Below are 26680 nucleotides of genomic sequence, written 5' to 3'. Positions count from 1 at the left end.
GGGTTACAGTCCGGGACTCAGTCCGGAATAACATTAGGGAGCACCTTCCAGTTACAGTCCGGGACTCAGTCCGGAATAACATTAGGGAGCACCATCCGGTTACATCCGGGCAACATCAAAAGCGCGGCCAGAGAACTCCCTCGGCCGCGCTTTTCGTCTAGTATCCGATTGTGTCTCTTGCAGCGGCGACTGTCCTTCCGCCTCTGCCGCCTTACCGGGGCAGGCGGATCGCCGCGAACATCCGGGAAGCGATGAGGCCGAGCACGATGCCTGCCGGAATGAAGCTGATTAGCCCCCACCAGCCGTAGAGCGGTAAGCAGACGCACGCCGCCGACAGGATAGAGAAAGGTGAAATCAGTAAGGGCACCGCCAAAGTTCCCGCGTCTGCCTTCTGCTCTTTATCGAGCGGCAGCATGGCGATAAAATCATCCGCAGCGAACAGCTTCCAGAAAGACAGCAGCCAATACGCCATCAGAACGGTCAGCACAATGCAGATGATCCATTTCAGGAAGCTGGGCACCATCAGAATCGCGATAATGCTGACCCCGGTGAACTGCAAATACAGCTTGAGGTGCCCGGGATTGCGGACAAAAGCCTTGATGGACGCATCCGCCAGCCGGCTTTCTGGCGAATAGGTGCGCAGCAGCGGGCGCGACCGCCGGAATATCCATGGCTTGTGGCGGGTTGGCCTTGGCTTGTCGATAACGCCCCGCAGTAGAAGCCCCGCAATCTTCATCCGCTGCTTGAAATCCTCCCGCACATCCCCGAGGAAGGTCCCGGATAGCGACATCCGCGAACGGTAAGCCAACACGGCACCGGCGGCATAGACGGCAGCGGCGAGCAGCAGCAGTCCGGTCGACGCGCTGAAAAGCCAGGCGAGGCGAATAAACAGGACGCTTGGCAGAGCGGCAGCCGTCAGCCACAGCCATCTGCGCCAGCCCGTCTTCCGCACCCGCGCATGATGCCTGAGCAGCTTGACGCAGGCGCCGCAGCACAAACTGAGCACGAGCAGAGCTAATGCCTGCGGGCCGCTGATGCCGTACCCGCGAACCATAAAGGGCAGCAGCACGAGAAAGCCCGCCGCAAGCATCAGACTTGTCACCGTCAGGCTGTACAGGATGCCTCCCCGCATGACCGTACGCAGCCATTTCGGATGCTGGCGCAGGAACAGCAGATCCCCCTCATGAAGCAGCAGCACGATGCCGCCCTGCATCAGCAGGGCGAGGATGGCCGGGAACATAGCGTAGGGCATGACCCCCACCCAAGCCGGCAGCGGATCATGCCAGAAGCCGTAGTAATAGCGGCCGCCGAGCAGCGCTCCAGGAATCAGGATATAGAGCAGCACCGTCCAGTCCGCAGCCGTGCGGATGATGGCCAGCTGCTCCTTCCAGTGATGGGTCAGCCGCAGCCGGAGCAGGCTTGCCGGTGACGGCATGCGGTAGCCATCCGATTTGTATTGTTGATTCATCTTCGCGCTCCTCCCGTCTAGGCCAGCGCGTCGAAGCAGTCGAACAGCGACGCCGCGGGCATCCCGGATGCGGCGCGGATATCGCCGAGCGTGCCGGAGGCGGCGACCCGGCCCGCCGATACCAGCACGAACGAGTCGCAGATCTTCTCGGCCGTATCCAGCACATGCGTCGACATCAGAACGCCTGCACCCCGGCGGCGCTCCGCATCCAGGAGACGCAGGAAGTCCTTTGTCGCCCGGGGATCGAGGCCGATGAACGGCTCGTCCACGATGTAGACGTCGGGCTTCGCCAGGAAGCCGAGCAGCAGCATCATTTTCTGCTTCATGCCTTTGGAGAAGCCAGCCGGCAGATCGTCGCGCACATGCTCCATGCCGAAGAGATGCAGCAGCCGCTCTGCTTGCTCTTTAAAAGCTCCGTATTCCAGCCCGTGGGCAGCGGCGGACAGATCCAGATGCTCCCACAGCGTCAGATCCTCATAGAAAATCGGCTGCTCGGGCACATAGGCATAGGTTCCGCCCTCTCCCCCGATGGACACCGATGCCTTGGCGTATTTCAGCAGACCGAGCAGCGTCTTGATCGTTGTGCTCTTGCCCGCTCCGTTCGGGCCGATCAGGCCCAGCAGCTGGCCGCGCCGTACGGTGAACGAGATACCCGAGATCCGCACGTCGCCCTCTTCATACCCGGCTTCCTGAATGGCTACGTCCAGCACGATATCTTCCATATCTCTCATCCTGTCTCCATCTCCCGAAATCGCACAGAAGCGGGGTCCCTCGTACAGGCTCCCCGCTGCTTCGCGCGATTCATGCTTTTTCTTGCATTTTCCACCCTATCTTATCATGCGCCCGGAAGTTTTTACAGCAGGGAATGAGCGGCGGAAGAGCTATCCTGTGCTGCTGCCGCTACGGCGCTGTCACGGCGCTCGATATACCCGCGCAGCCCTAGAACGAGCAGCCCGAGCAGTATCGCGGACAGGCCGGATACGATGAACGCAACCACTGGACCGGATGCCGTAACCAGCGCGCCGCCGGCGACCGGCCCCAGAATGACCGCCGCGCTGGTCAGGCTGTTCGCGGTGCCGAAGACGCGGCCGGTATACGCCTCGGGCGTCCGTTTTTGCAGCATCGCTGAGAAAGGAACGAAGACGAAGCCAGCTCCGGCGCCGGCCAGGAGAAAGGCCGAGAACAGGGTGATATAGATCAGCGTGCCGGGCGTGCCGTAAGCCGTGGCAACCGCTGCGACAGCAAATACGAGGCCCATCAGCGCAGCACCGCCGCCCATAAACACCAGCGGACGGCGCGAGGCGCCAAGTTTGCCCGCTGCAAGCGCCGCGATCAGTGTGCCAAGACCGCTCGCTCCCACGCACCAGCCGAGCAGATCTCCGCTGATACCGGGGATAATTCTGAACAGCGTCACAACCTGGGAGTCGGCGATGTTGAGAACGAACAGAGCACTGACAAGCATGATCACGCCGCTCAGTACAATGGGCATGCTGGCGATCAGGCGGAGGCCCGCGGACAGCTCGCTGCGGAAGGAGGCGGCACTCTTACGATCTGCGTGCTCTCCGGCAGCAGCCCGCTCTCTCTGCTCACGCGGCAGAAAAGCCAGTATCGCGGCCGAGACGAGGAATGTTCCGGCATCGATCAGATAGCAGGCGGATACACCAAATGCCGCCACCAGGAGTCCGCCAGCTGCCGGACCGATAATCTTGGTGATCTGTTCGATCGCAGAGCTGATGCTAACCGCACTGTCCATCTGCGAGGACGAGACGAGCTCCTTCAGCTTGCCGCTTTTGGCCGGAGAGAAGACGACATCCATAGCTCCCTTCATCAGCAGAAGCAGATAGACCTGAAACAGTGAATTCGCAAAAATCAGTGCACCCACAATGACCACACGGATGAGGTCGGAGCCGATCATCAGCGCCTTGCGGTTCATCCGGTCGGCAGCCAGCCCGGCAAGCGGGCCGCCGAGCAGCATGGGAATAGCCATGCAGAGGGAGACGGCGGCGATTTCCCAAGGGGTAGCATTCCATTTCAGTCCCACCATAGTCAGCAGGGCCAGCACATACAGCCAATCTCCGATGTTGGATACAAGCTGCGCGGCCAGAAGCCGCATCAGAGGCCCGTTAGCCGTCAGCTTGGGATCAGCGCTCTTCATTGTGTTTACAGTAAACATTCACGTTCACTCCATTCTTCCGTTTGGTTTTCGTATCTTTATCTTAAGACGGAAGAGTGAATGAACCATCGGCCCCCGGAATGGAAGCTCGCGTTCCCCGGGTCTGATTTCCGCCTCGGTCCGGGGACGTAAAGCATTTTGATTTTTAATAATTAAAAGTTGCTCATTGTGACAAATCACATGTTTTTCGGAAGTTTTTTAACGTATTGTATAAATACATACAGGTACTGTAAAGGTGACCGTGCTCTCAGGTTGAAGTGTTGTTAACCCTGCGGGCGGCCCGCGTTAGAATAAATTAAAAGGGTGAGAGATGCATGATACAATCCTATGAACGCGATACTCAGCTGACGCTGCATTTGTATCGGGTGTTCGCCAAATCTTTCAAGAGCATCAATGAACATGCCGTCATTGGAAGCAAGATTGAGGGGTTCAATCCTACGGCCTTTGCTGTAATGGAAGTGCTCTATTATAAAGGGCCGCAGCCGATTCAGCAGATCGGCGCCAAGCTGCTGCTCCAGAGCGGCAACGTGACGTACGTGATCGACAAGCTGGAGGAGCGCGGCTACCTGCAGCGCAAGCCCTGCGCCAGCGACCGCCGCGTGATCTTTGCGGAGCTTACGGCGGAAGGCGAACAGCTGATGAACGATATGTATCCGAAGTATTCGGAGCGCATTCATCTTGCTTTCAGCGGCTTGAATGACGAGGAGAAGGAGCAGATGATCACGCTGCTGAAGAAGATGGGCCTTCAGGCCGAGAAGCTGTCCCCGCTTCCCCGGAAATAAGCTTATGCTTGGCGAACGTCTTCTCGCCCTTCTTTGCCCATACAACCACAAACGCACGGTTATCCCTCCAAGGATCGCCGTGCGTTTCTTTTTGCTATCCAGCCATTCGTTGAATCTGAGCTTTCGTTCTATAATGGTCATCAAGATCAAGTTCCCGATCAGAGATCGTCGAATGTGGGTAAGTCCAGCGGTATGATGTCAAGTCCCTGAGTTGTGCGAATTGGAAATTTCCCAGGCTCATCAAGGAAGAAGTCACGAAAAAAGGCGCATCGAAACAAACCCAGCCGAAAATTCAATCATATACCAGAATTTTACTGGGAATTTGGTGAAGGACTTGGCAAAGAAGGCGTTAATTCTTCGCGCTATTCACCTTCCTTCGAGGCGTATAGAGTTGGCCGTTGCGTAGCAGCACATCGACCAGACGCACGAGTTTTCTTGCCGTTAAGACGAGGGCGCGTTTGTGTTGATTTCTGGGCACTTCGTTATATTTCTTCCGGTAGTACTCACCGAATTCCTCATCGCGCAATCGAACGGAGTTGGCAGCTTCAACCAGGTAGTAGCGCAGGAATCGATTGCCGGATTTGATGCGCGCGGTGTGTTCGGCTTCGAAGGCGCCGGACTGATGCTTTCGCCATGTAAGGCCGGCATACTTGGCCACGGCGGCCTGATCCTTGAACCGTTCGATGTCGCCGAGTTCACCGAGCAGGCCGGCGGCGTAGACCTTGCCGATGCCGGGCACCGACAGGAGGCACTGCGCGCCCGGGATGCCGTCCAGAATGCGTTCAATGGCCTTGTCCAGATCCTTGAGTTGCTTCTGGATGCTGCGGATGGACTCGATGGACGTGCCGAGCACAAGGTCAATGGAATCTTCCACGACCTTCGACAACCGGTAGGAGGCGCGGGCGGCTTGCTGGATGCAGCGAGCCACACGTTCAGGGTCGGGGAAGCGATTCCGCCCCTTGTCCCGCAGATAGTCAGCCAGGTCGGTAACATTCATCTCGGCAATGTCATCGAGGCTGAACTTCTCCGAGAGCATTTCCATGAGGGCGTGGCCGAATACTGAACTGTCCACTTCGGTGGTGAAGGCATTGCACTTGTAGAACAGGTTCTGCAAGAAGTATTGCTTCTCCCGGGCGAGGTTGTGCACCAAGTGGAAACGCATGCGCGTAAGGCGCTGGAGCGCGATATACTGCTCCTGCATGACGAGGGTGGTCGTCAGGCGGCCGAAGCGAAGGCGATCCGCAATGACCCAGGCATCCAGACGGTCGGTCTTGTCCATGTCGGCGTAAGCTTCGCGGAACTTGCAGATGAGCTTGGGGTTCAGCGTAAACACCTTGGTCTTGCGCTCACGAAGTGCCGGGTCCTGGTGGAAATACATGGCCGGGTGCCAGCTGTAGACGGAAGTGGCCTCAAGGCCGATGTGAATCTCAGATACGGCAAGCTTGTCCGCTGCGACCACGATACGATCGCGAAGGTGAGAAGCGCCGTGAAGGTTATTCGGGACGGTGAACGATTCGAAGTTGTCGCCGTCCGCGTTCATGAAACACGCTTCGAGCTCTTGGGAGCTCACGTCAATTCCGACAAAAAGCTTCAAGGGGAATTCCTCCTTTCATTTAGGGATTCAGGGAATGGACGCTCCGGGATGCCTCCGGCGCACGCGCCCAACCTCACCCTCGCGTATGAGAACACGCTTCGGTCCATGAGCTGCCCTGGGTCTGCTAAAGCCAGGCATGGGCTGCCGAAGGGAACAGCCAGCGGGTAAGAAGTTCGGACGCGTACCGGAGAAACAGACTTAGGGAGTAGATGAGACTACGGGAGGCGTAAGAATATCCCCGAATGAACCCTAAGATTCATTGTCCAGAAGCACGCCGGAAAGTCCAGTCCCTGTTCGATGTTCAAGGAGCAAGTGACTGGTAAATCTTCGAGTGGCCGCTAGTCCCCTCTGGGACTGGAAACTAGCTTATATAAGGCTTTTGAAAATACTATACGAGGAGGTATTAGATATGGACAAATTAGGCTTGTATACTAAATTCACCGCATATGAGGGGAGCCGCGACAGGCTGGCTGAGCTGCTGCTGGAAGCCGCAGGCGGCATGGAGGCAGTTCAAGGCTGTGATTTGTATGTGGTGAACCTTCAAGACAACGACGCGAGCAGCGTGTGGGTGACCGAAATATGGAGTGACCCTTCGGCTCATCAAGCCTCATTGTCACTGGAAGAGTCGAAGAGACTCATCCAGGAGGCAAGGCCCCTCATTGCAGGCATCGAACAAATCAAACTCCTTCCGCTGGGCGGAAAAGGCATGTAACTCTATTAACAGTAAATGAGCTTGATATTCAACAAAGAGTTTGCCCCATAGCAGACTTTTCCTCGAAGTGTGACAGCCCGCTCAAATAAGATTGCATAAAAAAACCAGAGCAGCGAATCTCCGATTATTGGAGGATCGCTGCTCTGCGTTTTGTGTCTACATGATTGAACAACGGTCCCGTCCGTGGAGTGCCCATCTATGCGACTACGTTACATTGTTCTAGTATAAGAACGAAGCTGTCCCACGCAGCCTTGTACTACTCAGCTTGACCATGACCGGGAGGTGAACTTGGCGTGTCAGTCACTCCAGCCCTAGGCTTCATGTACAGACAGCTTGTCTCCCTCCTGGCCTTGCTCCAGCTCCTGCGACGGGATGCCGGTGTGCAGCCCCCAGGCAATGAGCAGCGACAGCGCGGCGATCACCGCCATCATCAGGAACAGCGAATGCAGGCCGCCCTCGAGCGCCGTCCGCAGAATGCCGTTCGTGCTGCCCGCAGGAGAAGCTCCCTCTCCGCCGTTCAGCAGCCTGTTGACGTCCTCGGCGCTCACGCCCGCCGAGGCGGAATTCTCCAGCAGAGTGGCGATCCGCAGGTTCAGCCATGAGCCGAATACGGCGACGCCGACCGTCTGACCGAGCGACCGGGTGAAGGTGTTCAGCGCCGTGGACGCCCCTCTCATCTCGCGGCCAACCGAGGATTGGGCGATGATGGTGAAGACCGTCGAGCAGTAGCCAAAGCCGACACCGCACAGCAGCGTCAGCAGGAGCAGCCAGAACTCCGGCGTTCCCTGACTCAGCAGGGCCAGTCCGGCGGCGCCTGCCACAATCAGCGCAAGCCCCAGCATCGCCGTCCGGCGTGAGCCCGCTCGCAGAATCATGCGTCCGCCCGCCACGGAGCCGAACATCCAGCCGACCGACATCGGCGCCAGCAGCAGACCGGACATCGCTGCGCTTCCCCCATCAACGCCCTGCACCCACAGCGGCACGTAGGTGGACAACCCGATAATCAGCGTGCTGACGAGCAGATTAGCTCCTGTCGAGTACGCGATATTGCGCACCCGGAACAGGTTCAGGGGCAGCATCGGCTCCGGAACGCGCCGTTCCACCGCCAGGAACAAGGCGAGCAGCACCACGGCTCCTGCAAGCGCTGTGATGATGAGCGGCGAACTCCAGGGATAGGTCTGGCCTCCCGTGGAGAGAGCGAACAGCAGTGCGCTCATGCCTACCGCGAACAGCAGAACGCCCCAGCCGTCGATCTGCGTCTTGCGGCGTACATTCTTCTCCTTCAGGAAGCGGGCGATGAAGAGCATCGCCAGCAGGCCGAACGGCAGATTGAAGACGAATACCCATCGCCAGCTCAAGTATTCGACCACATAGCCGCCGAGCAGCGGCCCGACCAGCGAGGAGATGCCCCAGACGGAGCTCAGCAGGCCCTGCGTCTTGGCCCGCTCTTCAATACTGTATGTATCGCCGATGATGGTGAACGTCATGGGAATGAGTGCGCCCGCCCCGATTCCCTGGAGTGCGCGGAACGCAACCAGCTGCTCCATGCTGCCGGACATGCCGCACAGCAGCGATCCCGCCAGGAAGACGGCCGTCCCTCCGAGAAATACGGGCTTACGGCCGAACAGATCGCTAACCTTGCCGAAGATCGGCGTCGTTACCGCCATGGCAAGCAGATAGGCCGTAAAAATCCAGCTAAGCCACTGCATGCCTTCGAAGTCTCCGACGATCGCGGGTCCCGCCGGACCCGTAACCGTTCCTTCAATCGCGGCCAGAAAGGTAGCGAGCAGCACACCGGTCAAGATGAGGCCGCGTTCCGTTATTCTAGGTAATTTCATGAAATCGTAATCCTTCTCTCTCTATCAGTATCATAAGTGCATGTATGCCTTCAGAAGCGGTCTCTCCGTTCAGGCCATCGTCCCCCGCCATTCCCGCTGCAGAAGCGCATACATATCCACGTCGGCATATCCTTTGGCGGTATGCCGGTATTCGCGCAGCGTGCCCTCGCGCCGGAAACCGAGCGACGACATCAGCCGGCCGGCCCGGACATTGCCCGGCTGACACAGCGCCTCGATCCGGTTCAGTCCCATCTCGCGGAAGCCGTATGGCACAATCAGCGCGAGGGCCTCGCGCATATAGCCCATGCCCTGGTACGAGGAAGCAAGCTCGCAGCCGATCTCGCCGCGGTAGGCTCCCGCCAGCTGCCACTGATTATAGCCGCAGCTGCCGATGACCTCCCCTTCGTGCAGCGTAATGCTCCACCGCAGACTCTCCTGCACGGCCTCCATCTCCAGAAGGACGCTGATCAGCGCTTCCGCCTCCCGCACCGACCCGGGAGGTACAATTCCGAGCCAACGCGCGGTTTCCGGATCACTCCAGCAGCGGAGAAGCGAACCGGCGTCCTCGCGCCGCAGAGCGCGCAGCACAACCCGGCGTCCCGTCAGTATCGGCGCCATCCCGCCGGTCATCTCCATGAGCTGCCCCTCCTTTTTTCCAACTTATCCATTATACTGCACCTTGGCTGACAAAAATAGCGTCCGAAAAGGCCGGCAGCCGCCGGGTCCCTTCAGACGCCATCGTTATCCTTCGTATGCATACGTACCGTAATCAGGCAATCCTCGCCCCGTGTTACTCCGCCTTGACCGCAGCTTTGGCCGGTTTAAGAACCTCGCTGCACAGCAGCTCAAGCTTGGCCCGAATCTCCTTGAACTCCTCGATTCCCGTACCCGTAATGCTGTACTCCTCGCCATGGGCGGTCAGAAAGTTGTCCTGCGTCAGCCGTTCCAGTTCCTGTTTGACTTCCCGCTCGCCAATACGATACCCGAAATTCTCAAGCTCATTCTGCATATCCGTCACCGTCAGGTTCCGTGCGCGGGCGTTATAGAGCATGTGAATTCCAATAAACATGTTCTGAACATCAGCTCGCATATAATAACTCCTTCCGGCCATTTAAGCCTCTCATTCGTAAGGGATATTCATGAAGTAATTACCCTTTGACCGGGCTAGGGAAACACAAGGCCCACACCGAAACAGAACACATTAAAGCTATTATTTGACAAAACAATCCGGGGGCTTGACGGCTGCTCAAAAGCTGTACTATGTTGATTATTACAACCACTTTACGAAAGAGACAGACTTTCCCCACAGAAAGGTGATGCTCCATGTTTCAGGCCATGCCCTATGACGGAACGCGCAGCGAACGGTTCGCCTCCGTTCTCTCCCAGCTGGAAGCGTTAATCAAAGATGAACCGAACTCAATCGCTAACCTGGCGAATGCTTCGGCGCTGCTTAAATTCTCTATGGCAGATACGAATTGGGCGGGCTTCTACCTCTTCGACGGCACCGAGCTTGTCCTGGGTCCGTTTCAAGGTCTGCCTGCGTGTATCCGCATCCCGCTCGGGCGCGGCGTCTGCGGCACAGCCGCGCAGGAACGCCGGACGCTTGTCGTGGATGATGTGCATGCCTTCCCGGGACATATCGCCTGCGACGCCGCATCCAACAGTGAAATCGTCGTGCCTCTGATCAAAGAAGGACGGCTGATTGGCGTCATGGACATCGACAGTCCGCTGAAGCACCGCTTTGACGACGAAGAACGGCGTTTCCTGGAACGCTTCGCTTCCATAGTGGTCGACGTGCTGTAGTCCGTCCTTTATCCCTTATATTCATATTTCCCAAGCAAACGCCAAACGGCTGTGCTCCATTCGGAGTACAGCCGTTTGATGTGTAACGGGCTTATGAAAGCTGCCCAGATTAAACCAGCGGAATCGGCCGAATGTTCCAGATTTCGGACGCATAGCGGCTGATCGTGTTGTCGCTGGAGAACTTGCCGGAATGGGCGATGTTGATAATCGACTTCTTCAGCCATTCGCTGCGGTTGCGGTAGGCCCGGTCAATCTCGACATGCGTCTCGACATAGCCCGGGAAGTCCTTCAGCACGAAGAACTCGTCGTTGTTGTCGAGCAGCGAGCGGTAAATATTCTCGAAATCCTGATGATAGCAGCAGATCGGCCCCGGTGTAATCAATTGCTCCAATACCTCTTTGATCCGGCTGTCACTATTGTACATGTCGCGGGCGTAATAGCCGCCGTACTGGTAGTAATCCATAACCTGCTGGGCGCTCAGCCCGAACAGGAACATGTTGCCGTCTCCGACCATTTCATGCATTTCGACATTCGCTCCATCGAGCGTACCGACCGTCAGCGCTCCATTCATCATGAATTTCATGTTTCCGGTTCCGGAGGCTTCCTTACTCGCGGTCGAGATCTGTTCGCTAATATCCGCCGCCGGGATAATCTTCTCGGCCAGCGAGACGGAGTAGTTCTCCAGGAAGAATATCCGGATCTTGCCGTTCACGTCCTTGTCCTTCTGCACGATGTCGGCCACGGTGTTGATCAGCTTGATGATCCGCTTCGCCAGATGGTAGCTCGGGGCAGCCTTGGCCCCAAAGATAAAGGTACGCGGCACCATGTCGAGCCCCGGGCTGGCCTTGATCTGGTTGTAGAGATGGATGATATGCAGGATATTGAGCAGCTGACGCTTGTAGGCGTGCAGGCGCTTGACCTGAACATCGAAGATGGAGTCCGGATCGACGTCGGTATGATGCTTGTTCTTGATGTACTCCGCCAGCCGCAGCTTGTTGCTCCGCTTGATCTCCCCGATCTTCTGCTGGAAGGAAGCATCCTCGCAGAGCTTGATCAGGCCGATCATTTCCTGCGGATGACGGATCCAGCGCGGCCCGATCGCTTCGGTGATGAGCGATGCCAGCTCGGGATTGGCGTGCATCAGCCACCTCCGGTGGGTAATGCCGTTGGTCTTGTTGTTGAAGCGGTGCGGATAAAATTCATCGAACAGCTTCATTTCCCGTTTCCGTAAAATATCGGTGTGAAGCGCCGCCACACCATTGACGCTATGGCTCGCCACAATGGCCAGATGCGCCATCCGGACCTGGTCGCCGTAAATAATCGCCATCTGTGAAATCCGGTTCTGATCCCCCGGATACCGGTCCAGAAGCTGGGCGCAGAATCTTGCGTTAATCTCTTCAATGATCATATGAACACGAGGCAGAAGCTCCCGTACCATATTCACCGGCCATTTCTCCAGCGCCTCGCTGAGAATGGTATGGTTCGTATAGGAGACCATGCGCGTTGTCATGCTCCAGGCTTCATCCCATTCCAGGCCTTTATCGTCCATCAGAATCCGCATCAGCTCCGGAATGACCAGGGTCGGATGCGTATCGTTGATATGCAGAGCCACCTTGTCCGGCAGCGCGGACAGAGGGAGGTTCAGCTTCGAGAAGGTACGCAGTATGCTCTGCAGACCCGCGCTGCAGAGGAAATACTGCTGCTTCAGGCGAAGCAGCTTGCCTTCGTACTGGGAGTCGTCCGGATAGAGGAATTCCGAAATGGATTCCACGGAGCGCTTGTATTCCAGGAATTTATGATAATCAGTCCCTGCTTCAAGCCCTCTCGTCCGATCCGGCTGAAGGATGGATTCCGCGCTCCAGTTGCGGAGAGTGTTCACATGCCGCCGGTCCGCGCCGATAATCGGAATGTCATAAGCCACGGCGCGGACAGTCTCGTAGTCCTTGTGTTCAAAGGTAAGGCGGTCTCCGGTTTTACCGGTTTCGATCCGTCCCCAGAACCGGACATCGACGCTCTTGTCTTCCCGGCGAACCTCCCACACATTATCCTTCTGGAGCCATGTATCAGGAAGCTCGACCTGATACCCGTCCACAATTTTCTGCTCGAACAAGCCGTATTTGTACCGGATGCCGCAGCCATGTCCCGCATACTGCAGCGAAGCAAGTGAATCCAGGAAGCAGGCCGCCAGCCGGCCGAGCCCGCCGTTGCCGAGACCCGCATCCGCCTCCTGCTCCTCGATATCCTGAAGACGGAAGCCGAGATCGGCGAGTCCGTCCCGAACCATCTCCAGCACGCCCATGTTCAGCAGATTGTTGCCGAGCAGGCGGCCAATCAGGAACTCCATCGAGAAGTAATAGACCTGCTTCTCCTGGCCGTTCTTGTATTTCTGGTTCGTATCGGCCCAGTTCCGCCCGATCTGGGCGCGGACCAGACTGCCAAGCACCTGATAAACGTCGGCATCCGAGGCTTCTTCCAGCGGCTTGCCCAAGCTTGAGACCAAACGATCGACAAACGCTTCTTTGAATGCTTCTTTATTGGTAAACAACTGGCAGTTTCCTCCTGATCTCCATATTCGGGATAACGGCTGCGCCGGAATTCCTTGCACTATTGTTCCTTACATCTTGCTGCTCTTGGCAATGACGAACGGGCGCTTGCTGTCGCCGACCAGAATCCGGTCCCGGCTCAACTGGACATCCTTGTCGAGAATCACATTCTCGATCACAGCATCCTCCTCGATCACGCACTTCTGCATGACGACGGAGTTGACGACCCTCGCTCCCTTATGAATCTGAACGCCGCGGAAGATGACGCTGTTCTCCACGGTTCCGGCAATCACGCAGCCATTCGCCACAAGCGAGTTGCTGACGTTCGCGCTCTCCAGATAACGGGTCGGCGCCTCGTACTTGATTTTGGTCTGGATCGGATTGTCCCGGAACAGGCTCAGGTACTCCTCACGCTTCAGCAGCTCCAGACTGTTCTTGTAATAGCTGGCCACCGAATTGATGACGGCGTGATAGCCGGTATACTCATAAGCCGCGATCTTGAAATTGCCGCGTCTCTTCTGGATGGCATCCCGGAAGAAGTAGCTTTCACCGTGGGCGATGCAGTATTCCACCTGCTGCAGAAAGAGCTCCTTCTCCATAATGAACAAATCCAGATAGACATTGGGATGGGTCTTCTCCTGGTGGATGTTCGTCACGAAGCCGTCTTCACCGACCTCAAGCCGCAGGCAGGGATCATGCTCGGGCTGAAGCTGGTCGATCTTCTTGTAGACGAGCGTGACGTCAGCGCCTTTTTGAATATGATAATCAAACACTTTCTGGAAGTCGGCCGTATTGATATGCTGGCTTCCGGAATGCACGATATATTTGGCGGATGCCCGTTTGAAGAAGTCCAGGTTGTTATGATAATGCTGAAGATCCCCAAGCGACGTATCGGTCGGATCGTTCCAGTCCGGAGGCAGAATGAACAGCCCGCCATGCTTGCGGTTCATATCCCAGGACTTCCCGTCTCCCAGATGGTCCATCAGCGAGCGGTATTTGCGGCGAACGAATACGCCAACGCTTTCAAGCTCGGCGTGCATCATATTGGACAGAACGAAATCGATCAGACGGTAACGGCTTGCAAAAGGCACAGCCGCCCCGCACCGGAAATAGGTCAATTCGTTCAAATGGTCCAATTCATGATCCAGATTGATTACTCCCATGAGCTGTTTCATAGAAATCCGTCCCCTTCTACTATGATTTATACGGTCTTGACCGGGATGGAGCGGCGTTTCTTGTTCCGGTTGTCGATCAGCAGAATTTCGTCCTCGTTCTCCCGCTCGGTTCCGATCTCCATGCCGTCCTCGATTACCGTGTTCTCGCTGATAATGGCTTTATGGATGCGGACATTCTGGCCGATCTTGACCTTCGGCATGATCACGGAATCCGTAATAACGCTGCCTTCTCCTACCTCAACGCCATAGAAGAGAACGGAATGCCGCACATGTCCGCAGACGATGCAGCCCTCGTTGATGATGGAGCCGGAGACGGATGCGCCCGGTGCGACATACTGGGCCGGCTGGTTCGGATTGCGTGTATAAATTCTCCAGGCAGGATCGTTCAGATTAAGAGGCGGATTGTCGCTCAAGAGGTCCATATTGGCTTCCCACAGGCTGTTGACCGTGCCGACGTCTCTCCAGTATCCCTTGAACGGATAGGCGTACATGGATCTGCCCTTGGAGAGCAGCGAAGGCAGAATATCCTTGCCGAAATCGTGGGAGGACGCCGGATTCTCGCCATCCTCCAGCAGGGCGCGGCGCAGAACATCCCATTTGAAAATGTAGACGCCCATGGAAGCCAGCGTGCTCTTCGGCTGGGCAGGCTTCTCTTCGAATTCGTAAATCTTCAGATCTTCTTCCGTATTCAAAATGCCGAACCGGCTCGCCTCCTCCATGGGGACGTCGATGACGGAGATTGTGCAGTCGGCGTTTCTTTCCTTATGGTATTCCAGCATGGCGTTGTAATTCATCTTGTATATATGATCGCCTGAAAGGATGAGTACATGCTCGGGATCGAACTGGTCGACGAATTTCAGATTGCGGTAAATGGCATCAGCGGTTCCCCGGTACCAGCTGCTGCCGTCTTCCTTCTCATGAGGAGGCAGGACGTAAACGCCCCCGTTCTTGCGGTTCAAATCCCAATCGCTGCCGATGCCGATATAGGAACTCAGTACGAGAGGTTCATATTGAGTCAAAACACCTACAGTGTCGATTCCCGAATTGGTGCAGTTGCTTAGCGGGAAATCGATAATGCGGTAGGTGCCTCCAAAATAAACAGCCGGTTTTGCAATCGATTTGGTCAAGCTCTTCAGTCTTTTCCCTTGACCTCCAGCCAAAAGCATGGCCACCATTTCCTTTTTCTTCATTAGGAAGAGCCTCCTTAACGTGGGGTAGTAAAGCTTCTTCAATGGATGAGATAAAATGAGTGGTTCGATGAACGGCAGATAAAGAGTTCACAATGCATGATATGGCGTGACAAAATGGAATAAACCGGTTGTTTCGAAATCGTACAGAATTGATTGGAAGTGCTGGAAAAATATTGATAACGGGGAATGATTTGAAAGGAACGAAAGCTGTTCCGGACCTACTTTAGGGGAGATTGGTCCGAAGGTTATATCCTTATTGTAAAGTGTTCGATATCCGCCGTCAAAACCCTTTCCCGCTTTTTTTGTTCGTTCAACCGCCGATCCATCATGCCAATTTTTGCAACCTGCTGCCCTATGTTATAATCGCTTCCAAAACCTCCGTGATGTGTGTTGTCCATCAAGAATTCGGAAGATCGCCATTTTCTCCATATATTTAGGATTAACCATTTTGTTAGCGTATGATTGAACCAAGTTCTTCATGATACAGGTATTTTTCAGCAAACATTTATGTTGTTATGCCATAATGGAGAAGCAATCGTTTGAACTTTCAGCATGGAGGAATCGACATGAAAGCTCACCAAGGCATCCGTCTTCTACTGGTGGACGATGAGCCTCATATTCTCCAGTTCCTGGAACTGGGGCTGATAAATGAAGGATTTGATGTAAGGACGGCGCAGGACGGCCTTTCCGCACTCTCGATCGCCGCCGATTTCAAGCCGCATGTGGCGATATTGGACATCATGATGCCCGGAATGGACGGCTTCGAGGTGTGCCGGTATCTTCGGAACGAGGAGGCCGAGCTCGCCGTCATCATGCTGACGGCCAAGGACGAGGTCGATGACCGCGTCAAGGGGCTGTCCATCGGCGCCGACGATTATATGGTCAAGCCGTTCAGCTTCGAGGAGCTGCTGGCCCGCATTCAGGCGCGGCTGCGCAACCAGTTCCCCGGCCTGCTCGGCGAGGTGCGCTGCGGTCCCTTCCGGATTGACAGCCGGCGCAAGGAGATCCGCTTCAAGGACGAAGTGCTGGAGCTATCGCCGACGGAGTACGAGCTGCTGCAGTATATGGTCATCAATCACGGACTTGTACTGAGCAAGCCGATGATTCTAGACAAGGTGTGGGGCTATGACTTTGGAGGAGAGGAGAATATCGTGGAGGTGTATATCCGCTCCCTTCGCGAGAAGCTCGGAGACAAGGAGCACCGGATTATCCGCACGCTGCGCGGCGCGGGCTACCGGGTGGACCTTGTATGAAGAACCTGTTCTCGGCTGTCCGCAGCCGGATTCATCCTCCCCGCTCCCTCAGCAAGCAGCTGCTCGCCATCTCCCTGCTGATCCTGTCTGCTCTGCTGTTGCTGATCGGCATTTTCCAGTACGCCATTATGCGGAACTTCCTGTATTCAAACCGGGCGGAAGCCATGCAGTCCCAAATCCGCTCCGTTCCCCGATTCTTTGAATCGCCATTCTTCTTTCAGGAGAACGGTGCTCTGTCTTCTCCGGAATCGGAGAGCGGCCCGGCAGGCGGCGGTGAAGGCGGCGGCGGAGCCCCGGAAGACGGCGCAGCCTCGGACGGGACGGCTGCCTCGGCATCTCCCGCTCCCGACGCCATAGCGGGGCAGAGCCCGGATTCGGGCCAGGAAGGCGGATTCCCCGGAGGGTCATCAGGCCGCCGTCCCATTCTGCTCGACGCCGACATGACGATCGCCATATACACGGCGGACGGCACCTTCACCGATCTGCAGCCGGAGTCGCTGGCGGCCTATCCAGCTCCACGGATGAGCGACGCGGAATATGAGCAGCTGCTGAATAAGCACAAGCCCAGCAACCGCATGTCCGACGACTACAAGCTGCTGAAGGCGAGCGACGGCAGCGAGCAGCTCGCCGTGTTCATGACCTTCGGGCGCCCGGAGAATCCCACGGGCATCCTGCAGATGACCACGGCAACGGCTTCGCTGCGCAGCGTCATCATGCGTCAGCTGCTGACGTTCGTCGGCTTGTCCGCGGCCGCACTGGCTGGCGGGCTGCTGATCTACCTGCCCTCCATCAGGCGGGCGCTCTCCCCCTTGTCCAACATGGGCAGAACCGCCCAGGTCATCGACGCGGGCAATCTGGATGTCCGGTTCCCTGTCTCCCAAGGACAGACCGAGATCGACCAGCTGTCCCATTCGTTTAACGCGATGCTGGAGCGGCTGGAGTCCTCCTTCCGGAACGAGCGGGAAGCCAAGGAACAGATGCGCCGCTTCGCTGCCGACGCCTCGCATGAACTGCGGACTCCGCTGACCTCGATCCACGGGTTTCTGGAGGTGCTGCTCCGGGGAGCGGCCGAGAACAAGGATCAGCTATACAATGCGCTGAACAGCATGCACGGCGAATCGAGGCGCATCAACAAGCTGGTGGAGGATCTCCTCCTCCTCGCCCGGATGGACGGCGCCCCCCAGCTTCACGCCCGGGAGCTGGAGCTCGACCAGGTCATCGAGCAGATGCGCCCCCAACTGGAGATGCTGGCCGGAGAGCGCACTGTCGAATTCGACCTCTCCATCGGCATCAGAGGCGTCTATGACCCGGACAAAATCAAGCAGGTCGTGCTCAATCTGTTCCAGAACGCGGTTCAGCATACCGATCCGCAGAGCGGCAGGATCACCCTCTCTATGCACGGGGTAGGCGCAAAGGCCGAACTGACCGTGAAGGACAACGGGAACGGCATCCCCGCCGAGCATCTTCCGCATGTCTTCGACCGGTTCTACCGCAGCGATCCTTCCCGGGCCCGCCGGTACGGCGGCTCCGGACTGGGCCTGTCGATCTCGAAGTCGATCGTCGAAGCGCATGGCGGCGAGATTTCCGTTACAAGCACACCGGGGCGGGGCTCGGCATTCAGCATCACGCTGCCCTGCCTCCAGGCATTGGCAATGAAGTCCCGGAACGAGCTATAATTAAATATTGAAGCAGGGTTTCATACCTAAACGTTCAGGAGGGATTCACATGTACGAAATCGCTGTAATCGGAGCCGGTCCGGCCGGCGCAAGCGCCGCTCTCTTCGCCGCCAAGGCGGGCAAGGCGACGCTGCTGATCGACAATGACAAGGGAATGACCCGCAGAGGCTGGTACGAGAACTATTACGGGATTTCCGAAATCGGCGGACCTGAGCTTGTAGAGACCGGCCATAAGCAGGCGGTCAAATTCGGAGCGAAGCTGGTAGCAGACCAGGCGACTTCCATCTCGAAGAACGGCGAGGGCTTCACGATCCAGACGGAAAGCGGCGGAACCTATGAAGCCAAGCATGTGATTCTGGCAACCGGTGCGCTTACCGATCTGGCGGCTCAGTCGGGTGTTACGACCAAGGACGGCACGGAACCGAGAATCAAGACGGTCGTCGCGGTGGACGCTGCCGGGAAGACGAATATCGAGGGCATTTGGGCAGCGGGAACGGTTGCCGGCGTAAGCGTCCATGCGATCATTACAGCGGGCGACGGCGCCAAGGTCGCGGTTAACGTCATCAGCGAGCTGAACGGTGCCCGCTATGTCGATCACGATGTGCTGAAGGCATAGTCAGCAAGCGGACTGGCCCTTAGTCTCCGAAGGGACAGGCACCCACAGTTCCACAATCGCACAATTGAAAGCAGGCCCCTTCCGGTTCGGGAAGGGGCCTGCTTGTGTAGTTGGCCGACAACCGGGCTGCGCCTTGGGCGCAAAACCCGGTTGTACGTATGATTCGATTATGCGTATGATTCGATTATGCGTGCGATGCGGTAACGTCCTGCGCCCTCTACTTGCGGGCCGGGCCTACTTGCGCGCCGGACGCTTCAGGATGCGCACGCCGTACAGCGGCAGTTCCAGGCTGCCGGATACGGCCTCGCCGCTCTCGGCATCGGTGAAGGCTCCGCCGTCCAGCTCCACCTTCCCTGTGCGGCCCGAGAAATTGAGCAGGAACACGTATTCATGCTCCCCGTCAGTCCGAAGCTGGGCCGTTACTCCCTTCGGCAGCTCCGCATCCAGCGAGCGGAGGACGCCGGCTTCCTTCACGAGTCCGCCGTAGAAGGAATCATAGAAGGCCGGATCGCTGACCCGGGCAGCGAGGTAGTACGCCTTGCCGTCTCCTCTATGATTCACGGTAAGCGCCGGACGTCCGGCGTAGAAGTCGTCGCCGTATACCGCAAGCGTCTCCGCGCCTTCGGTGTGAATCAGCTCGCACAGCTCGCGGATTTCGAATTCGCCGCGAATAGCTGCGCCTTCGCCCATAACGAGCCGGTTGGACTGTTCATCATGCAGCCCGTCGATCTCTTCGGCCCAGATGCCAACCGTCTGCCGGAGCGGTCCCGGGAAGCCGCCGAGGTTCGTCAGATCGTTCTCGTCCACGATGCCGGACCAGTACGTCACAACAAGCGTTCCGCCATTCTGCACGAACTTGTCGATCGCTTCGCCCGTGCTCTCCCGCAGCAGATAAGCCATCGGCAGAATGAGCAGCTTGTAAGCCGAGAAATCGTCGTTCGAGCCGACGATGTCGGTTGGCACGCCCATTTCCCACAGTGCGCGGTAATGCTGCAGGACGGTCTGCTCATAGTGCAGTCCGCCGTTGCGCGGTCCCTGGGCATCGTTCACGGCCCAGCGGTTGTCCCAGTCGGCCAGAATGGCGGCCTCGGCCGGAACGGTTGTGCCGACAACCTCAGTCAGCCCGGCCAGTGTCTGCCCCAGCTCCGCAACGTCCCGGAAGACGCGCGTATGCTCATGCCCGGCGTGGTCGATTACCGCGCCGTGGAACTTCTCGCTCGCGCCCCGGCTCTTGCGCCATTGGAAATACTGGACCGTATCCGAGCCGTGAGCGACTGCCTGCAGCGAAGACAGCTTGTGCATCCCCGGCTTCTTCAGCTTGCTGACCGGTTGCCAGTTCGTGAGGCTCGGCGTGCTCTCCATCAGCATGAACGGCTTATGTTTCAGCGTCCGGAACATGTCATGGTTAAAGGCGAACCAGGAGGCGATATTGCCTTCCGAATCCGCTTCATGCCAGGTCGGATAAGCGTCCCAGGAGATGACGTCCACTTCCTTCGCGAACTCGCGGTAGTCCAATCCGTAGAACCAGTCCATAAAATTGGTCGTGCAGGGCAGGTCCGCATTCGCGGCCTTAAGCGGTACGATCTCATGCTTATAGAAATCAATGGTCTGGTCGGACACGAAGCGCCGCCAGTCCAGGTTTTGTCCGTGCACCATGCTCTCGCCGTGCGGAGACGGAGACTCGACCTGGGACCATGAGGTGTACGTATGGCTCCAGAACTTCGTCCACCAGGCCATGTTCAGGGCATCCAGGTTGCCGTATTTCTTCTTCAACCAGCCACGGAACGCCTCCTGGCAGTAATCGCAGTGGCATTCTCCGCCGTATTCGTTGGAGATATGCCAGCCGATGACAGCCGGATGATCCGAATATCGCTCGGCCAGTCTGCTGTTGATGATCGTCGTCTTCTCGCGGTAGACCGGGGAGGTCATGCAGTGGTTATGGCGCATGCCGTGCAGGTTGCGGACACGGTTCTTCTCCACGCGCAGCACTTCCGGGTACTTCTCCGACATCCAGGCCGGACGGGCACCTGTCGGAGTGGCCAGCCAGGCATAAATTCCATTAGCGGCGAACCGGTCCAGCACCTGATCCAGCCAGCCGAATTCGAATACGCCTTCCTCCGGCTCAAGCATTGACCAGGAGAAAATGCCGACAGCCATCACATTGCAGCCGGCCAGCTTCATCATCCGGATATCTTCCTCCAGCACCTGCGGATCATGCAGCCACTGGTCGGGATTATAATCGGCTCCATGCATCAAGACGGGCAGCTTCGGGCTGATGGGCGGGAATTTAACAGTCATGGGTTTCTCTCCTTTGTGTGGGTTGTTAAAATTCAAGAACGGCCGAAGCCCATAAAGGCAAAGGGGAGACCATGGTCTCCCCCGTTTCCTAAGGCTTCCTTGTTCCGCTTCGCCTTGCGGCTTGCCGGACGGCCTTGTCTAATGAATACCTTACGGGCCTTGCCTGCCTGTATTCTCTTGGGTCTGCCTTCGCTTACTTCTTACTTGGACTGGTTAGCCAGGAAAGTGTCGATTTGCTTCTGCAGCTCGATCTGGATCTTGTCGATGCCGGCCGATTTCAACTGGCTGACCAGATCCTTCTGGCCTTTATCCAGATCGTCGATCAGACCGTATTCCAGCGGAATCGCATATCGGAGCATGACGTTGCCTACATTGGCGACTTCGGTCTTCACGTTGGCATCGTCAAAGACGAATGTTTCCAGCGGGAAGTGGTACACGCTCTTCATCCAGGTATCCAGCATATCGTTGGCTTCCTGCGGGTAAGTCGAGCTCTGGCGGTTCAGCGGCGAGTTCCAGCCCCAGTTCGAGAAGCCTGTGTAGTTGGCGGCACTCGGACCCGGGTTGTACTTGTCATCGCCTACCGCTTCATAGTGCTTGCCAGAGATGCCGTACATCGTCAAGTCGTGGATCTCCTTGTCGTTCTGCAGCAGGTCGATCAGCATCAGCGCGCGCTCCGGATTCTTGGAGGTTGCATGGATGGCCATACCGTTCTGTGTGGAGATGGCGGCAAGCTTCTTCTTGGCCGGCGTCAGATCGGCAATCGCATATTGAACATCCGGCGTGTCGCGCTTCGCTTCTTCAATGTTCGCGGCAAGCGTACCGAGGTTCTGCGCATAGGAGGCAATCTTGCCTGCTTTCATATCCTGCCATACATCATTCTTGTTGCTGACAATGTTCTTCGACCATGCCTTGCTGTCGGCGAGGTCTTTGTAGTATTTCAGCAGCTGCGTAAACTCGGGAGTATCGTATACATTGAATACTTTGCCTGTCGCATCGTCCAGCTTGTAAGCCAACGGAGTGTTGTAGTCAACCAGATTCCATTCGTTATTCTGTTCAAGCATGATCTGATCCAGCTCATGCCACTTCCAGCCGTCAGCCGGCTTGGCGCCAAAAGCGTTGATGCCTTTTTCACTAGCTGCAATCGCTTTCAGGTAAGCAGCATACGTTTCCGGACTGTTAACCGGCTGCAAATTGTACTTCTTGACGAGGTCTTCACGGATCAGCACCGCTTTGTCCGTTACTTCCGCATTATTGTTAGGAACCATGAACAGCTTGCCGTTCACCTTGGCCTGATCCCAAGCGACTTTATCCAGGGCGGCATACGTTTGCGGCGCGTATTTCTGCAGCATGTCGTCGGTCAGCTCCAGGAAGCCTCCTTTCAGCGCCTGGTCGTTATAGTAAGCCCAGTTCGCCGTATATACCAGATCGAAATCTTCATTGGCCGCGAATTTCAGCGGGTATTTCTGGTTCCAGTCCGCCCAGTCCAGGAACTCGACGTCCACGGTAGCGTTGATTTTCTGCTTCAGCAGCGTATTCAATTTATCGAATACTTCGTTGTAATCCGCCGGCTGGCCGCCGACCAGAATCATTTTCAGCTTAACCTCTTTGGATGTATCCGCAGCCCCGTTGCTTGCCGACGCAGAAGCAGCCGGTGCGGTTCCCGCCGCGTCTGTAGCAGCCGCGCCACTGTTCGAATTTCCTCCGCCGCAGGCGGAGAGGGCCGCTGCCATCGCCATGGTCATGGACAACAGCAGCAAGGATGTCTTCTTTTTACGCATCGCTAAAATCCCCCTTAAAGATTTCATTCGTATAAATCAGGACTACTCTATATTGATAACCAGGTTGCCCTGTGGTCATCCTTTGACTGCGCCGATGGTGAGACCTTGTACGAAGAAGCGCTGGATGAATGGATACGCCAGAAGGATCGGGCCTGTCGCCACAACGGTCATCGCCATCTTGAGGCTCTCCGTAGGCAGGCTGCCGGTAACTACCGCCCCGGACTGCATCATCGCTTTCCGCATGCCGTCCATATTGCCAAGCATCTTGTACAGGTAGTACTGCAGCGGCATCAATTCCGATTTGGAGACGAACAGCAGCGCGTTGTACCAGTCATTCCAGTAAGCAAGAGCGATGAACAATCCAATTGTAGCCAGAGCAGGCTTGGACAGCGGCAGGATCAGCGAGTAGTAGATCCGGAAATCGCCGGCGCCGTCGATTTTGGCCGATTCGGTAATGGCATCCGGTATGCTGCCCATGAACGATTTCATGACGATGATGTAGAAGACGTTCAGCAGCATCGGCAGGATCAGCACAACCAGCGTATCTTTCAGATGCAGATAGTTGACGATCATCAGATACCAGGGGACAAGTCCCCCGTTGAACAGCGTCGTGAAGAAGAAGAAGAACGAGAATTTGTTCCGCCATCTGAAATCGCGCCGGGTCAGCACATAAGCCGTCATGGACGTCAGGAACAGTCCTATCAGCGTACCGATCGCCGTTACCGCAATGGTCACTCCATACGCTTTCAGCATATCCTTCGGGAATTCGAAGAGAATGCGGTAAGCTTCAAGCGAGAAAGTGGACGGAATCAGCGAATAGCCGTTCAATGTGATGGCGGTCTCTTCTGTCAGCGAAGACGAAACGACCAGCCAGAATGGAAGCAGACAGAGCAGCGCAAGCAGCGTCAGCGAGACATAACCGATTACGGACAACAGGATTCGGTCGTTGTGGCGGATCTTTTTGCCCGCAGGCTGCGATCCGGCTCTGCTATCTGAGACAACAGTACTCATCTTAAGTTCCCCCCTTATTAGAACAGTGCGCGATCTTTATCGTATTTGCGTACCGCGAAGTTGGCCAGCATGATCGTGACGAAGCCGAGAACCGACTGGAAGAAACCGGCGGCTGCCGACATCCCGATATCATTGGACGTGATCAGTGAGCGGAATACATAAGTGTCGATAACGTCGGTAGAGGAGAACAGCAGACCGTTGTTGCCCACCATGTTGTAGAACATCCCGAAGTCGCCTCTGAAAATATTGCCGATCGCCAGCAGCACCAGGATGATGACCGTAGGCATCAGATTCGGGATCGTAATGCGGAAGATACGCTGGAAGATGTTCGCGCCGTCGATCTGGGCGGCCTCGTACATTTCCGTATCAATGCTCGTAATGGCGGCCAGGTACATGACCGAACCGTAGCCAAGCGTCTTCCAGGCGGTGACAATAACCAGGATGAACGGCCAATAGGACGGCGTGTTGTAAATGTCGATCTTGTCAAAGCCCAATGCAGTGAGCAGCGTATTCACAGTGCCTACGTCAAAGTTGAACAGGTTGTATGCGATAGCGCCAACCACAACCCAGGAGATGAAGTACGGCAGGAACATCAGCGTCTGGGTGATTTTGCGGAACCATTTGCCCGCCACTTCGAACAACAGAATGCCGGCGAAGATCTGCAGCAGGTTGTTCACAATGATGAATGCAATATTATAAAGAGCTGTATTGCGCGTCACCCTCCAGGCGTCCCCCGATTCAAAGAAGAACCGGAAGTTGTCCAGCCCGTTCCAGGGGCTTCCAAAGACTCCCCCGCTGTAGTCGTATTTCTTGAAGGCCAACACAATCCCCGCCATGGGGATGTATGCCAACAGGATGAAGAACAGAACGGCCGGAGTCAGCATCAGGAGCAGCGTCCGGTATTTTTTCAATTCGCCCCAAAAGCCTTGTCTCATCTTTTTCACTCCTCTTTCCCTTTCCTCGGTAACAACTCAAGTATACCCGGGCTAACCCTCGGGACGGGATTCAGCGGAGCAACTAAAAGTAATACTTTTTCCACGATCGGGATAACGCTTTCTTTATGGCCGGGTTCTGGAAAAAAGAAGAAAGGACGGGCTGTCGCCCGTCCCTTGCGATTACCTCCGCGTCTTTCCAAGACTTTGCGCAGCGGGTGCTAGATTTTATGCTTCTTGCGGTATTCGCCGGGTGTCATATTCATCGCCTGCTTGAACTGCCGGTTGAAATAGATGATATTCTTGTAGCCCATCCGTTCCGCGACTTCATAAATTTTGAGCCCGGGATCGGCCAGCAGCTGGCATACCCGCGCCAGCCGACGCTCGTTCAGGAAATCGCTGAAATGCGTCCCCGTCTCTTCCTTGAAGAGATAGCCCAGATAATTCGGTGTAAAATCAAAATGCGCCGCCACTTCCTTCAGCGTCAGCTTCTGCTCCAGGTTCTCTTCCACGTAGGAAATGATGCTGTCGATCAGCTTCCGCTTCTGCCGCTGGCGTTTGACGTAGAGCAGCTCGGACAGCTCGAAGAAGCGCCGGCGCAGCCAGGACAGAATGTCATGGACGGTCTCGAACTGGAACAGGAGATCCGGCTGGTGGGTATCCCATTTCAGCAGCTCGTACAGATTCTCGTTCATCGTCAGAAGCTCGGCATGGAGCCTCGACGTAATGCGTATGATCAGCTCGTACGCCTCATTGCGGCTGGACAGCGGCGCGTCGCCGCCGAAGAGCCGGAGCAGGCAGTCATCGATGGCGACCAGATCGTATTCCTTGATCGCGACGATCATCTCATCCAGCCGCTCGTCGAAGCGGTCGCTCGTCTCCCCGGCCGGCGCTGCCGGTGCAGCCTCCCGGAGAAGGCGGTTCTTGCCAAGCAGCCATTTGGCGCTGAGCGCGGCCTGCGCTTTCTGGTAAGAGTCCCAGAGCCCCGCTTCGTCATCCGCAAAAGGGCCAACGGAAGCGGTCACGGTGAAGGATGTCTTCCGCTGAACATGGACGACCAGCTCCTGCAGTCCGGCAAGAAAATCATCCTCTTGCACCGAAGCCAGCAGCAGACAGCGCTCATGCGGAATGGCAATGCAGGTTCCAAGCTGATGCTCGGCGGCGAAAGACCGGATACAGGAAATGACCTCGCCCGTCTGGGCTCTCCTTGCCCGCTCGGAGCTGTCTCTCGTCTTCCATTCCACATCGTCAATCTCGATCAGCGCAGCGGCCGTTCCGCCTTCCAGAATCGGGGTCAGAAGACGCCGGACCCGCTCCACTTCCCTGTGCGCGGAATCGCCGTTCAGCCAGCGGAGAAGCAGCTCCTCGTTCACGAGCGACAAGGCTTCGGAGAACGTCCGGTCCTCTTCCCGTTCCTTCTCCACCTTCTTGCAGAGATCCGCCAGCGTCTCGTACAGCTCCGCGTCTTCTACGGGCTTAAGCAGATAGGCGGAGGCATTAAGCTCAATCGCCTGCTTGGCGTAATGGAAATCCTCATGCCCGCTAATAAATACGATTTTCACTTCGGGGTTGATTGCTTTCGCCTTGCGCGCAAAATCGGTGCCCGACATGATCGGCATGCGGATGTCCGAGAGAATCAGATCGATCCGCTCGCTCTCCATCACTTTGAGCGCATTGAAGCCATTGTTGGCCGCTCCGGCCACTTCGATATCAAGACCACTGTTCAGCACGCGGCGGCGCATCCATTCCAGATCAACCGCCTCGTCGTCCACAAGCAGCAAACTGACGCTCATCGTTATTCCCTCCTTGCCTGCCATCCGCGCAGAGCGGGTCCGGGC

At 56.6% G+C, this 26680-nt stretch carries 22 protein-coding genes; 6 read left to right on the top strand and 16 right to left on the bottom strand.

Annotated elements, in window-relative coordinates:
- Positions 1–211: 211 nt before the first annotated feature.
- The 3 genes from PSTEL_RS03180 to PSTEL_RS03170 all read right to left on the bottom strand — a co-directional run bounded on the left by PSTEL_RS03180 (position 212) and on the right by PSTEL_RS03170 (position 3641).
- Entirely contained in the window at positions 212–1468 is a 1257-nt protein-coding gene (locus tag PSTEL_RS03180; RefSeq protein WP_038693444.1) for an ABC transporter permease, read from the bottom strand.
- Positions 1469–1485: 17 nt separating this feature from the next.
- On the bottom strand, positions 1486–2199 hold the full coding sequence (locus tag PSTEL_RS03175; protein ID WP_038693442.1) for an ABC transporter ATP-binding protein: 714 nt from the start codon (positions 2197–2199) through the stop codon (positions 1486–1488).
- A 122-nt stretch (positions 2200–2321) separates the two neighbouring features.
- A complete protein-coding gene (locus PSTEL_RS03170; protein ID WP_052098162.1) occupies positions 2322–3641 on the bottom strand; it encodes an MFS transporter in 1320 nt (439 codons plus the stop codon).
- 314 nt (positions 3642–3955) lie between these two features.
- On the opposite strand from PSTEL_RS03170, the gene PSTEL_RS03165 reads away from it, so the two are divergent.
- Complete coding sequence (locus PSTEL_RS03165; RefSeq protein WP_038693441.1) at positions 3956–4423, top strand: MarR family winged helix-turn-helix transcriptional regulator; 468 nt, start codon at positions 3956–3958, stop codon at positions 4421–4423.
- Between the two features lie 349 nt (positions 4424–4772).
- Here the strand turns inward: PSTEL_RS03165 and PSTEL_RS03160 are convergent, their stop codons facing one another.
- Positions 4773–6017, bottom strand: coding sequence for an IS110 family RNA-guided transposase (locus PSTEL_RS03160; RefSeq protein WP_038693440.1), 1245 nt, complete (start codon positions 6015–6017; stop codon positions 4773–4775).
- Between the two features lie 409 nt (positions 6018–6426).
- Here PSTEL_RS03160 and PSTEL_RS03155 point away from each other — a divergent pair, with 409 nt between their 5' ends.
- Positions 6427–6729 carry a putative quinol monooxygenase gene (locus PSTEL_RS03155; RefSeq protein WP_038693438.1) on the top strand — a complete coding sequence of 101 codons (303 nt, stop codon included), beginning with the start codon at positions 6427–6429 and terminating at the stop codon, positions 6727–6729.
- 311 nt (positions 6730–7040) lie between these two features.
- Here the strand turns inward: PSTEL_RS03155 and PSTEL_RS03150 are convergent, their stop codons facing one another.
- The 3 genes from PSTEL_RS03150 to PSTEL_RS03140 form a co-directional block, all read right to left on the bottom strand.
- Positions 7041–8567, bottom strand: coding sequence for an MDR family MFS transporter (locus PSTEL_RS03150; protein ID WP_038693437.1), 1527 nt, complete (start codon positions 8565–8567; stop codon positions 7041–7043).
- 69 nt (positions 8568–8636) lie between these two features.
- Complete coding sequence (locus PSTEL_RS03145; RefSeq protein ID WP_038693436.1) at positions 8637–9203, bottom strand: GNAT family N-acetyltransferase; 567 nt, start codon at positions 9201–9203, stop codon at positions 8637–8639.
- Positions 9204–9357: 154 nt separating this feature from the next.
- Positions 9358–9657 carry a hypothetical protein gene (locus PSTEL_RS03140; RefSeq protein ID WP_038693435.1) on the bottom strand — a complete coding sequence of 100 codons (300 nt, stop codon included), beginning with the start codon at positions 9655–9657 and terminating at the stop codon, positions 9358–9360.
- 233 nt (positions 9658–9890) lie between these two features.
- On the opposite strand from PSTEL_RS03140, the gene PSTEL_RS03135 reads away from it, so the two are divergent.
- Positions 9891–10370, top strand: coding sequence for a GAF domain-containing protein (locus PSTEL_RS03135; protein ID WP_038693433.1), 480 nt, complete (start codon positions 9891–9893; stop codon positions 10368–10370).
- Positions 10371–10479: 109 nt separating this feature from the next.
- Here the strand turns inward: PSTEL_RS03135 and PSTEL_RS03130 are convergent, their stop codons facing one another.
- From PSTEL_RS03130 to PSTEL_RS27350, 4 genes are all read right to left on the bottom strand, one after another.
- Positions 10480–12915 carry a glycogen/starch/alpha-glucan phosphorylase gene (locus PSTEL_RS03130; RefSeq protein ID WP_038693431.1) on the bottom strand — a complete coding sequence of 812 codons (2436 nt, stop codon included), beginning with the start codon at positions 12913–12915 and terminating at the stop codon, positions 10480–10482.
- A gap of 69 nt (positions 12916–12984) precedes the next feature.
- Positions 12985–14088 carry a glucose-1-phosphate adenylyltransferase subunit GlgD gene (gene glgD, locus PSTEL_RS03125; protein ID WP_038693429.1) on the bottom strand — a complete coding sequence of 368 codons (1104 nt, stop codon included), beginning with the start codon at positions 14086–14088 and terminating at the stop codon, positions 12985–12987.
- Between the two features lie 26 nt (positions 14089–14114).
- Complete coding sequence (locus tag PSTEL_RS03120; RefSeq protein ID WP_038693427.1) at positions 14115–15278, bottom strand: glucose-1-phosphate adenylyltransferase; 1164 nt, start codon at positions 15276–15278, stop codon at positions 14115–14117.
- Positions 15279–15523: 245 nt separating this feature from the next.
- Complete coding sequence (locus PSTEL_RS27350) at positions 15524–15676, bottom strand: hypothetical protein (RefSeq protein ID WP_156995758.1); 153 nt, start codon at positions 15674–15676, stop codon at positions 15524–15526.
- 168 nt (positions 15677–15844) lie between these two features.
- Between PSTEL_RS27350 and PSTEL_RS03115 the strand changes: the two genes are divergently transcribed.
- Genes PSTEL_RS03115 through PSTEL_RS03105 form a run of 3 tightly spaced genes read left to right on the top strand, consistent with a single transcriptional unit; the run spans position 15845 to position 18823 of the window.
- On the top strand, positions 15845–16531 hold the full coding sequence (locus PSTEL_RS03115; RefSeq protein WP_038700046.1) for a response regulator transcription factor: 687 nt from the start codon (positions 15845–15847) through the stop codon (positions 16529–16531).
- Positions 16528–18207, top strand: a complete 1680-nt coding sequence (locus PSTEL_RS03110) for a sensor histidine kinase (protein ID WP_038693425.1) — start codon at positions 16528–16530, stop codon at positions 18205–18207. Before PSTEL_RS03115 ends, PSTEL_RS03110 begins: the two co-directional genes overlap by 4 nt.
- A 49-nt stretch (positions 18208–18256) precedes the next feature.
- Positions 18257–18823 (top strand): FAD-dependent oxidoreductase, encoded by a 567-nt coding sequence (locus PSTEL_RS03105; RefSeq protein WP_038693423.1) that lies wholly within the window; start codon positions 18257–18259, stop codon positions 18821–18823.
- A 234-nt stretch (positions 18824–19057) separates the two neighbouring features.
- Here PSTEL_RS03105 and PSTEL_RS03100 read toward each other — a convergent pair whose 3' ends face one another.
- The 5 genes from PSTEL_RS03100 to PSTEL_RS03080 form a co-directional block, all read right to left on the bottom strand.
- Positions 19058–21121, bottom strand: a complete 2064-nt coding sequence (locus tag PSTEL_RS03100) for a beta-galactosidase (protein ID WP_038693421.1) — start codon at positions 21119–21121, stop codon at positions 19058–19060.
- 200 nt (positions 21122–21321) lie between these two features.
- Positions 21322–22899 carry a DUF3502 domain-containing protein gene (locus tag PSTEL_RS03095; protein WP_038693419.1) on the bottom strand — a complete coding sequence of 526 codons (1578 nt, stop codon included), beginning with the start codon at positions 22897–22899 and terminating at the stop codon, positions 21322–21324.
- A gap of 75 nt (positions 22900–22974) precedes the next feature.
- Complete coding sequence (locus PSTEL_RS03090) at positions 22975–23910, bottom strand: carbohydrate ABC transporter permease (protein ID WP_084064637.1); 936 nt, start codon at positions 23908–23910, stop codon at positions 22975–22977.
- Positions 23911–23927: 17 nt separating this feature from the next.
- Entirely contained in the window at positions 23928–24845 is a 918-nt protein-coding gene (locus PSTEL_RS03085) for an ABC transporter permease (RefSeq protein ID WP_038693417.1), read from the bottom strand.
- A gap of 218 nt (positions 24846–25063) precedes the next feature.
- Positions 25064–26635 carry a response regulator gene (locus tag PSTEL_RS03080; protein ID WP_038693415.1) on the bottom strand — a complete coding sequence of 524 codons (1572 nt, stop codon included), beginning with the start codon at positions 26633–26635 and terminating at the stop codon, positions 25064–25066.
- Positions 26636–26680 lie beyond the last annotated feature (45 nt).

This window comes from Paenibacillus stellifer (assembly GCF_000758685.1).
Classification (GTDB): Bacteria; Bacillota; Bacilli; order Paenibacillales; family Paenibacillaceae; genus Paenibacillus_AQ; species Paenibacillus_AQ stellifer.
Note: the sequence above shows the minus strand (reverse complement) of the source record. Positions and strands in the feature narration are given on the sequence as shown.